This window comes from uncultured Campylobacter sp., assembly GCF_938030785.1.
Classification (GTDB): Bacteria; Campylobacterota; Campylobacteria; order Campylobacterales; family Campylobacteraceae; genus Campylobacter_B.
The window spans coordinates 1-7,893 of record NZ_CALHIK010000184.1 but is presented as its reverse complement, the minus strand read 5'-3'; the positions used below and the strand labels follow the sequence as shown (position 1 = coordinate 7,893).

Sequence of the window (7,893 nt, the reverse complement as noted above, 5' to 3'; positions counted from 1 at the left end):
GCCGCCGCAAAGCCGCCGCAAGGCAGCACGCTGATTTTTACCTCGCCTAAAAACGTTCGTGGCTTTACCGCAAATTTCGGCTGGGACGGGGGCTACAAGGCGATCTGTATCGGCAGGACGACGGCGAGCGTTTTGAGCGAGTTTTGCGAGCCGATAATCTGCGAAAGAATGTCGATAAAATCCTGCGTCGATTTGGCGCTTTTGCCATAGTTTAAGCAAATTTAGACTATAATTTTGCCCAAGCCTGGGTGAAGCGAGAGCGTTTTATATGAGGGTTCAACATATTTGTATAAGCGACGACGTGAGAGGTCCGTGTGACGCGGCTCGGCTCGAGCTTTTTTAAAGTTACGGGTTGCGACCTAGAGATTTTTCCTAGTTGCAAGATTGGCTTTGTTTGAGCCGATTCTTTTTACGCAACGCTCACTTGGGTTTTTTACGTTATGGAGGCTTCATTGAATATCCTAATAATCGGCGGCGGCGGTAGAGAATACGCGATCGGGCTAAGACTTCGCGAGGATAAAAACGTTTTAAATCTGTATTTTGCTCCGGGAAACGGCGCTACAAAGGTGCTCGGTAAAAATTTAGATTTAAAAGATTTTGATGAACTCGCGCTCTTTGCGAAAAACAACGACGTAGCTCTTACTATCGTGGGCGCCGAAGAGCCGCTTACAAAAGGCATCGTGGATATTTTCAAAACACAAGGTCTCGCGATATTCGGTCCTAGTGCCGCTGCAGCGAAGCTTGAGGGCTCTAAAGCCTATATGAAGGACTTTCTGGCGCGAAATCATATCAAAACCGCAAAATTTCTAAGTAGCGACGATCTATCCGAAATTTCAAAATTTATTGATACCCTAGACGGCCGCGTCGTGGTCAAAGCGGACGGTCTGTGCGCGGGCAAAGGCGTCATCATCGCAAATTCCAAAGATGAAGCTAAAAAAGCCGCTGCGGATATGCTAAGCGGCGAAAGCTTCGGCGAAGCGGGCAAGCGCGTCGTCGTGGAGGAGTTTTTAGAGGGCTTCGAGCTGAGCTTTTTTGCGATCTGCGACGGGGAGAATTTCGTAAGCTTGCCCGTAGCGCAGGATCATAAAAAATTGCTTGACGGCGATCTAGGCCCGAACACCGGCGGCATGGGAGCTTATGCGCCAAGCCCGCTAGCGGATACCGCGCTGATAAAAAGAGTGCAGAGCGAGATCGTAGCACCTACGCTAAAAGGGATGCGGCAGCAGGGCGCGCCCTTTTGCGGCGTGCTGTTCGTGGGGCTTATGATCGTGGGCGGCGAGCCTTATGTGCTGGAGTACAACGTCCGCTTCGGCGATCCGGAGTGCGAGGTTTTGATGCCGCTAATTGACGGAAATTTGAGCGAAATTTTATACAACGCCGCCGTAGGCAAGCTAAGCAGCATAAGCTTAAAAGAGCGGCGATTTGCGGTGGGCGTCGTGATGGCTAGCGAGCGCTACCCTTACGGCTCTTCGCAGCCTGAGCCGATCAAGACGGGCGAAATTCCTGCGGGCGCGCATATCTGCTATGCAGGCGTGAGCGAGCGGGAGGGGCAGATTTACGCTAGCGGCGGGCGCGTTTTGGTAAGCGTGGGCGTCGCACAGAGCCTAAAGCAGGCGCGCGACGTGGCTTACGCGCTGTGTGAAAATATAAAATTTAGCGGCGCGCAGTATAGGCGCGATATCGCGTATCAAGCCTTAAGAGATAAAATTTGAACATCGCTCCGCTTGGCAAGCGCGTAATCGCATTTGGTATCGATGAGATCATCTTAGCGACGCTTTTTACTATCGTGTTGCTTGTCATCGACGAGTCCGAGATCATGGCTGCGGCGCAGAGCGGAAGCAACCTCGAGATCCAAAAGGTCGTGTCGAAATTCTTGATGCAGTACGTCGTGATAAAATTTTTATATCATACGATTTTCGTCTATCTATACGGCGCGTCTCTGGGCAAGCTCGCGGTTAAAATTTATTGCGTCCGCGCTGGCGGCGGCGACATGGATATCGCTACTGCAGCGATCCGCGCGGCGGTTCGGGTGCTGAGCGAGACGATATTTTATATGGGGTTTTTGGTGGCGTTTTTTACGAGTTCGCGACAGAGCCTGCACGATATGGCGGCGAAAACATTGGTGGTAGAGATTGAAAAAGAGTAAAAAATTTAAAATTCTAGCCCTTAGCTTCGGTCTGCTCCTTACAGGCGGCATGAGCGCGAAGGTCCAAGATGTCGAGCTCATAGCAGATAATGTCGAGAAAAACGGCTTTTTGACGGAGGCTAGTGGCAACGTAACGGTGTATTCGCAGGACTACTTCATCACTGCAGATCGCGCCACCTACGACGAGCAAAACGGCACGATCGAGCTTTTCGGCAACGTCAATGCAATGCGCGGCAGCAGCGAGACCACCCGCACTGAATACGTCAAAATCGATCTGAAAAACGACAAGCAGGAAGCCGACGTAAATTTTATGATGGACAAGGACTCCGAGCTTTGGATGCAAAACGACGCCAGCTGCAGCGATAGCGAGTATTACCGCGTGGAGGGCTCCAGCGTATCTAGCTGCAACGTCACCGATCCCGATTGGCGTATTAAATTTAGCAGCGGCATGCTTAATAAAGAGAGCAAATTCCTCCATCTTTTCAATCCGAGATTTTACGTGGGCGACGTGCCGGTGCTCTATCTGCCGTATTTCGGCTTCCCGACCGACCGCACGCGTCGCACGGGTCTGCTACCTCCCGAGGCGGGCTACATCAGCAAGGAAGGGATCTATTATAAGCAGCCGATCTATTTCGCGCCTTACGATAGCTGGGATTTTCAGCTTGATCCGCAGATGCGCAGCAGAAGGGGCTTTGGCGCCTACGGCACCTTTCGCTTCACGGAATCTCCGTACTCTTACGGCGAGATTAGAGGCGGAATCTTCGATAACTTCTCGCGGGCGCAAAAGCGGCTCGAATACAAAAACGAGCGCCACCACGGATTTGAAGTACAATACGATCGCAGCAAGCTTGCGACCTATCTGCTAGACGGCGACCTGCGCGAAAATTTATGGATCGATTTTACTCAGCTAAACGATCTGGAGTATTACGATCTGAAGGAAAAGGGCGGTCTTAGCGACGATGCGGATAATTCGCTCGTAACTTCGCGGCTGAATTATTATTTGACCTCAGACGAGCACTATTTCGGCGCTTACGGACGCTACTACATCGATACGAGCAAGCTAAACGCCGATAATACCTTCCGTAACGACGATACCGTCCAAGAGCTTCCGACTCTGCAATATCATAAATTTATCGACGATATATATTTGCCGAATTTGATCTACTCGGCCGACGTAAAGATGCGTAATTACACCAGGCAGCAGGGGGCGACTGCAAGGCAGTATGAGCTTGACGTGCCGGTTAGCTTTAACGTGCCGTTTCTGGCGGATTATCTAAATTTTGCCTTTACGGAGCGGGTTTATATGACCGATATAAACTGGCACGATAAATTTTATTTTGCAAGCGGCGATCTGCAGGAGGATAAAAGCACTTTCTACGCCAATCAATACACCGAGCTCTCGCTCTACACCGACGTAGCCAGAGCCTATGATAGCCTGTATCACACGATGAATATCCGTGCCGATTTTAGGATTCCGGGCTGGCAGCAGGGCAATATAGAGGATAGAATTTTAAAGTACCACCAGTATAGATACGACCTCTCTCGCGGCGCAATCAATCGCTCCAAGCTCGGCGACATGCAGGATTCGCTTTATTGGGAGGATAACTTCTTAAGCGAGCTGAAGGACGAATACACCCACGAAAACGCGGCTTTGGGCATGACGCAGTTTTTTTACAACGACGAAGGGCGTAAATTTTTACGCCACAGCGCCAAGCAGCGATATGATTTCGACGATCATGAATTCGACGATTTAGAACACCGCATCGACGGGTATTTCGCAAACGGCTTAAATATCGGAAATCGCTTTACCTACTCGCACAAATACAAGAGCTTCGATAAAGTTTATACCTACGCCAACTACGACAGCGAGGATTTTAGCTTCGGACTCGGCCACGCTTACGAGTATCAAAAGTTAAATTTAGACCCTAAACGCTACACCAAGGACAACTACGCCATCGTAAGCGCCTCGGTAAATTTGCCTAGAAATAATAAAATTTTCGGCCGCTGGGATTACGACCTGACCCGCTCGTATTCGAAGATGTGGCGCGTCGGTCTTTCGCATACGCGCAAGTGCTGGAACTACTCCCTCGTTTATCAAGAGGATATCGAGCCTAAAAACACCAGTACGACCGGCTATAGCAAAGCAAGCAAGGAGCGCGGAATTTACTTTCTCGTAAATTTCTATCCATTCGGCGGAGTGGGGTATGATTTTTCGGTAGATAGCGAATACGGGAGCGAAAACAAATGACGCCTAGAGCCGAGCTGATGTTTGAAAGCCAAATCGACGCCGCGATGAAACTCGCAGAAATTTTACCCGCTACGGTGATAAAAAACGATAATTTTCTAATAATCGCCCAGTCTCTGGAGTCGCTTCCTATTGCAAATCATCTTGCCTTAAAGCTGGGACTTCATTATGAGTTTTTATTCACAGAGCCCGTTTTGGCGCCCAATAATCCGGAGTGCGCGATCGCGTGCGTAAGCGAAACCCAAGAGATCGTGATGGTAGATGAGCTCGTGCGAAGCTTCGGCATTAGCCTGGATTACGTTTACGGGCAGGCGAATAGACTTTATGAGGAGAAAATTTTAAAAAATATGTATAAATTTCGCAAGGGCGAGCTTTTGGGAAATTTGGAGAAAAAAAACGTCATCTTGGTAGATGAGGGGTGTGAGAGCGGGCTGACCGCGCTTACGTGCATAAAAACTCTCGTAAATTTAAACGCCAAAGCGATCTTTTACGCCACTCCCGTTATCGGCAGCGATAATACGGACGAGATCGCTACGCTGGTGGATGGAATTTACGCCGTTCACAAGATCAGAGATTTTGTGAACGTGGATTTTTATTACAAAGAAAAAACGCTCTCAAGCGCGGAGGAGATAATGCAAATTTTAAACAAATGTCCGCTTTATCTGCCGTTTCACGAGACTAACAAAAACAAGGAGAAAATTAATGCAGTGTAAAATTGAAGTAAATGGCAATACCGAAATTTTCGATATCGACAAAGTTGCGAAACAAGCCGCGGGCGCGGTGCTTTTGCGTGTGAAAAATACCGTCGTGCTGGCTACCGTAGCGCGCGAAGAGACGCAGGTGCAGGAGGACTTTTTGCCCCTTACCGTGCAATATATCGAAAAGATGTACGCAGCGGGCAGAATTCCCGGAGGCTACATCAAGCGCGAGACCAAGCCGGGCGATTTTGAGACGCTAACGAGCCGCATCATAGACCGCTCGCTGCGCCCGCTCTTTCCAAAAGGCTATGCATATCCGACGCAGATTGTGGTTTACGTGCTATCGGCAGATCCGGAGGTCGATCTGCAAGTCGTCGCTCTTAATGCGGCATCCGCGGCGCTATATCTTAGCGATATCCCGATTAAAGCGCCCGTTTGCGGCGTCCGCATCGGCTATCAAAACGGAAATTTCATCTTAAATCCGAGTAACTCTGCGCTTAAAAATAGCGCGCTTGATCTTTACGTAGCCGGCGTCGGCGATGAGCTTTTGATGATCGAGATGCGCTCTCTGCCGCAGATTAATGGCGGCGCGCAGCAGATGAATGAATTTGGCGAAGATCTGATGGTTGATGCGATCGATTTTGCCGCAAAGGCGATAAGCGCGGGCTCAAACGCTTACGAAGAGGCTTTTTTGCCGCTTAAAAAGCCCGATGCGAGCCTAGAGTACAAGCCCGAGATCGAGGATGAGGATATCGCGGATTTTATCGATGCAAACTACAAAGACGCCGTTAAAGCGGCGATCAATCAGATGGCAAAGAGCGAGCGCGCTACCGAGCTAAATAAAATCGTGGATCAAATTTTAACTACCGAAGCTGCGGCGCAAAACGAATGGAGCAAAGAGGTGATCTCCAGCGTCATCGGCAAGTATAAGCGTGGCATCATCCGCACGCAGATCATCGAGGATCGCCGCAGAGCCGACGGACGCGCGCTAGATGAGGTGCGCCCGATCAGTATCGAGACAAATATCCTGCCGTGCGCGCATGGGAGCTGCCTATTTACGCGCGGGCAGACGCAAGCTCTAGTCGTTACCACGCTGGGCGGCGATAGTGATGCGCAGCTAAGCGACAGCCTAACGCAGCTCGAGCCGATTAACGATAGATTTATGTTTAACTACAACTTCCCGGGCTTTTGCGTCGGCGAAGCAAGCCCGCTTAAAAGCCCCGGCAGACGCGAGCTGGGGCATGGAAATTTAGCCAAAAGAGCGCTATACCCGAGTATCGATCTAAACTCGCCGCAGTCTATCCGCGTGGTGAGCGAAATTTTAGAGAGCAACGGCTCAAGCTCAATGGCTTCGGTCTGCGGCGGCGCACTTTCATTGCGCGCAGCAGGCGTGCCTACGCTAAAGCTCGTTGCGGGCGTCGCGATGGGCTTGATTTTTGAGGGCGAAAAACATGCCGTACTAACCGACATAATGGGGCTTGAGGATCACGACGGCGATATGGACTTTAAGGTCGCGGGCACCTACGAGGGCATCACTGCGCTTCAGATGGATATTAAGCTCGGCGGCATCAGCCTGGAGGTTTTAAAAGAAGCTCTCGCACAGGCAAAGCAGGCTCGCGCGCATATTTTGAGCCTTATGGAGCAGGCGGACGCAGCGATCGTCATAAATGAAGATGTGCTTCCGAAGCTTGAAATTTTTAGCGTCGATCCGAGCAAAATCCCCGACATCATCGGTCAGGGCGGCAAGGTCATCAAAGAGATCACCGAAAGCTTCGGCGTAAATATCGATCTGGATCGCGAAAAGGGCGAGGTCAAGATCCAAGGCGCAAAATCGGGCGGCGTATCGGGCGCGAAAGATAAAATTTTATCGATAGTCTCAAATTCTCGCGATTTTCGCAAGCCGCGCAATGAGCGTAAAGAGGTAAAATTTCAGATCGGCGAGGAGTTTGACGGCGTGGTGCAAAGCGTGCTGGATTTCGGTACATTCATCTCGCTACGAGACGGCGTGGATGGGCTGCTGCGCGCTAAATTTATCACGACGCCTTACAAGGCGGGCGATGTGGTGCGAGTGCGCGTGACTGATCAGAAAGGCACTAAAATTTCACTGGAATTAGCTTAAAATTTTAATAGGAGTATGAGATGCAGCTTAAAAAGATTTTTTTCCCTATCGGCGGCGGCGAGGAGCTAGCCGAGCGCATACACGGAGCGCTGCTCGTGAATAAATTTTTCGGTACGCATATAAACATAATGGCGTGCCAGCTCGATCCTAAGATGATCTATAATGTCCGTATGACGCTAAAAGGCGGCGTACTGATGGAGGAATTTTTAAAATCTGCGGGCGATGAGATGAGGGCTGAGCGCGAGGAGATCAAGGCGATCTTCGACGCCGAATGCGCCAAGCTCGATTTGGATCAAAACGACGACGATCACGTCCCAAATAGCGCCGCTTTGAGGCATATGGTGGGCATCCGCTCCGAGCTAGTGGAGAAATACTCCAAATACTGCGATTTGGTGCTGGTTTCGGTGCCGCCTACGGGCTCTATCACCGGCACGTTCGAGGCGGCGGTCACCAAAAGCGGCAAGCCTTGCATTGTCATACCGCGCAAGCTGCAGGAGTTTAAGGCGGATAAAATTTTAGTCTCGCTTACCGGCACTGCGGCCTCGGCGCGAGCTCTTGATAATTGGCTGGAGCTTTTGCAGCGCGCCAAGTCCGTCACCGTCATCACCGCAAACCACTACCTCCAAGAGGGCATCCCCGAAACGAAGCGCCGAATAAGCGATTATTTGGCGCTGCACGACGTTAA

The 7,893-nt window shown here is 50.5% G+C and carries 7 protein-coding genes; all 7 read left to right on the top strand.

The annotated features are described in order from the left end of the window. The coding region (locus Q0438_RS10575) for a uroporphyrinogen-III synthase (RefSeq protein ID WP_299190728.1) at nucleotides 1-210 on the top strand (210 nt) is incomplete at its 5' end. Nucleotides 211-452: 242 nt separating this feature from the next. After that, nucleotides 453-1,712 carry a phosphoribosylamine--glycine ligase gene (purD, locus tag Q0438_RS10570; protein WP_299190726.1) on the top strand — a complete coding sequence of 420 codons (1,260 nt, stop codon included), beginning with the start codon at nucleotides 453-455 and terminating at the stop codon, nucleotides 1,710-1,712. Continuing rightward, a complete protein-coding gene (locus tag Q0438_RS10565) occupies nucleotides 1,709-2,146 on the top strand; it encodes an RDD family protein (protein WP_299190724.1) in 438 nt (145 codons plus the stop codon). Before purD ends, Q0438_RS10565 begins: the two co-directional genes overlap by 4 nt. 49 nt (nucleotides 2,147-2,195) lie before the next feature. Beyond that, on the top strand, nucleotides 2,196-4,394 hold the full coding sequence (locus tag Q0438_RS10560; RefSeq protein ID WP_299190729.1) for an LPS-assembly protein LptD: 2,199 nt from the start codon (nucleotides 2,196-2,198) through the stop codon (nucleotides 4,392-4,394). A gap of 17 nt (nucleotides 4,395-4,411) precedes the next feature. Beyond that, nucleotides 4,412-5,104 (top strand): phosphoribosyltransferase family protein, encoded by a 693-nt coding sequence (locus Q0438_RS10555; RefSeq protein ID WP_299190722.1) that lies wholly within the window; start codon nucleotides 4,412-4,414, stop codon nucleotides 5,102-5,104. Then, complete coding sequence (locus Q0438_RS10550) at nucleotides 5,094-7,208, top strand: polyribonucleotide nucleotidyltransferase (protein ID WP_299190720.1); 2,115 nt, start codon at nucleotides 5,094-5,096, stop codon at nucleotides 7,206-7,208. The genes Q0438_RS10555 and Q0438_RS10550 overlap by 11 nt, the downstream gene beginning before the upstream one ends. A 20-nt stretch (nucleotides 7,209-7,228) precedes the next feature. After that, nucleotides 7,229-7,893: universal stress protein (locus tag Q0438_RS10545; RefSeq protein ID WP_299190718.1), on the top strand; the 665-nt coding region annotated here is incomplete at its 3' end.

Bases quoted from the DNA above. Each gene is read 5' to 3' on its own strand.
- Q0438_RS10555 (WP_299190722.1), top strand. From the start codon at position 4,412: ATGTTTGAAAGCCAAATCGACGCCGCGATGAAACTCGCAGAAATTTTA.
- Q0438_RS10550 (WP_299190720.1), top strand. From the start codon at position 5,094: ATGCAGTGTAAAATTGAAGTAAATGGCAATACCGAAATTTTCGATATC.
- Q0438_RS10560 (WP_299190729.1), top strand. From the start codon at position 2,196: ATGAGCGCGAAGGTCCAAGATGTCGAGCTCATAGCAGATAATGTCGAG.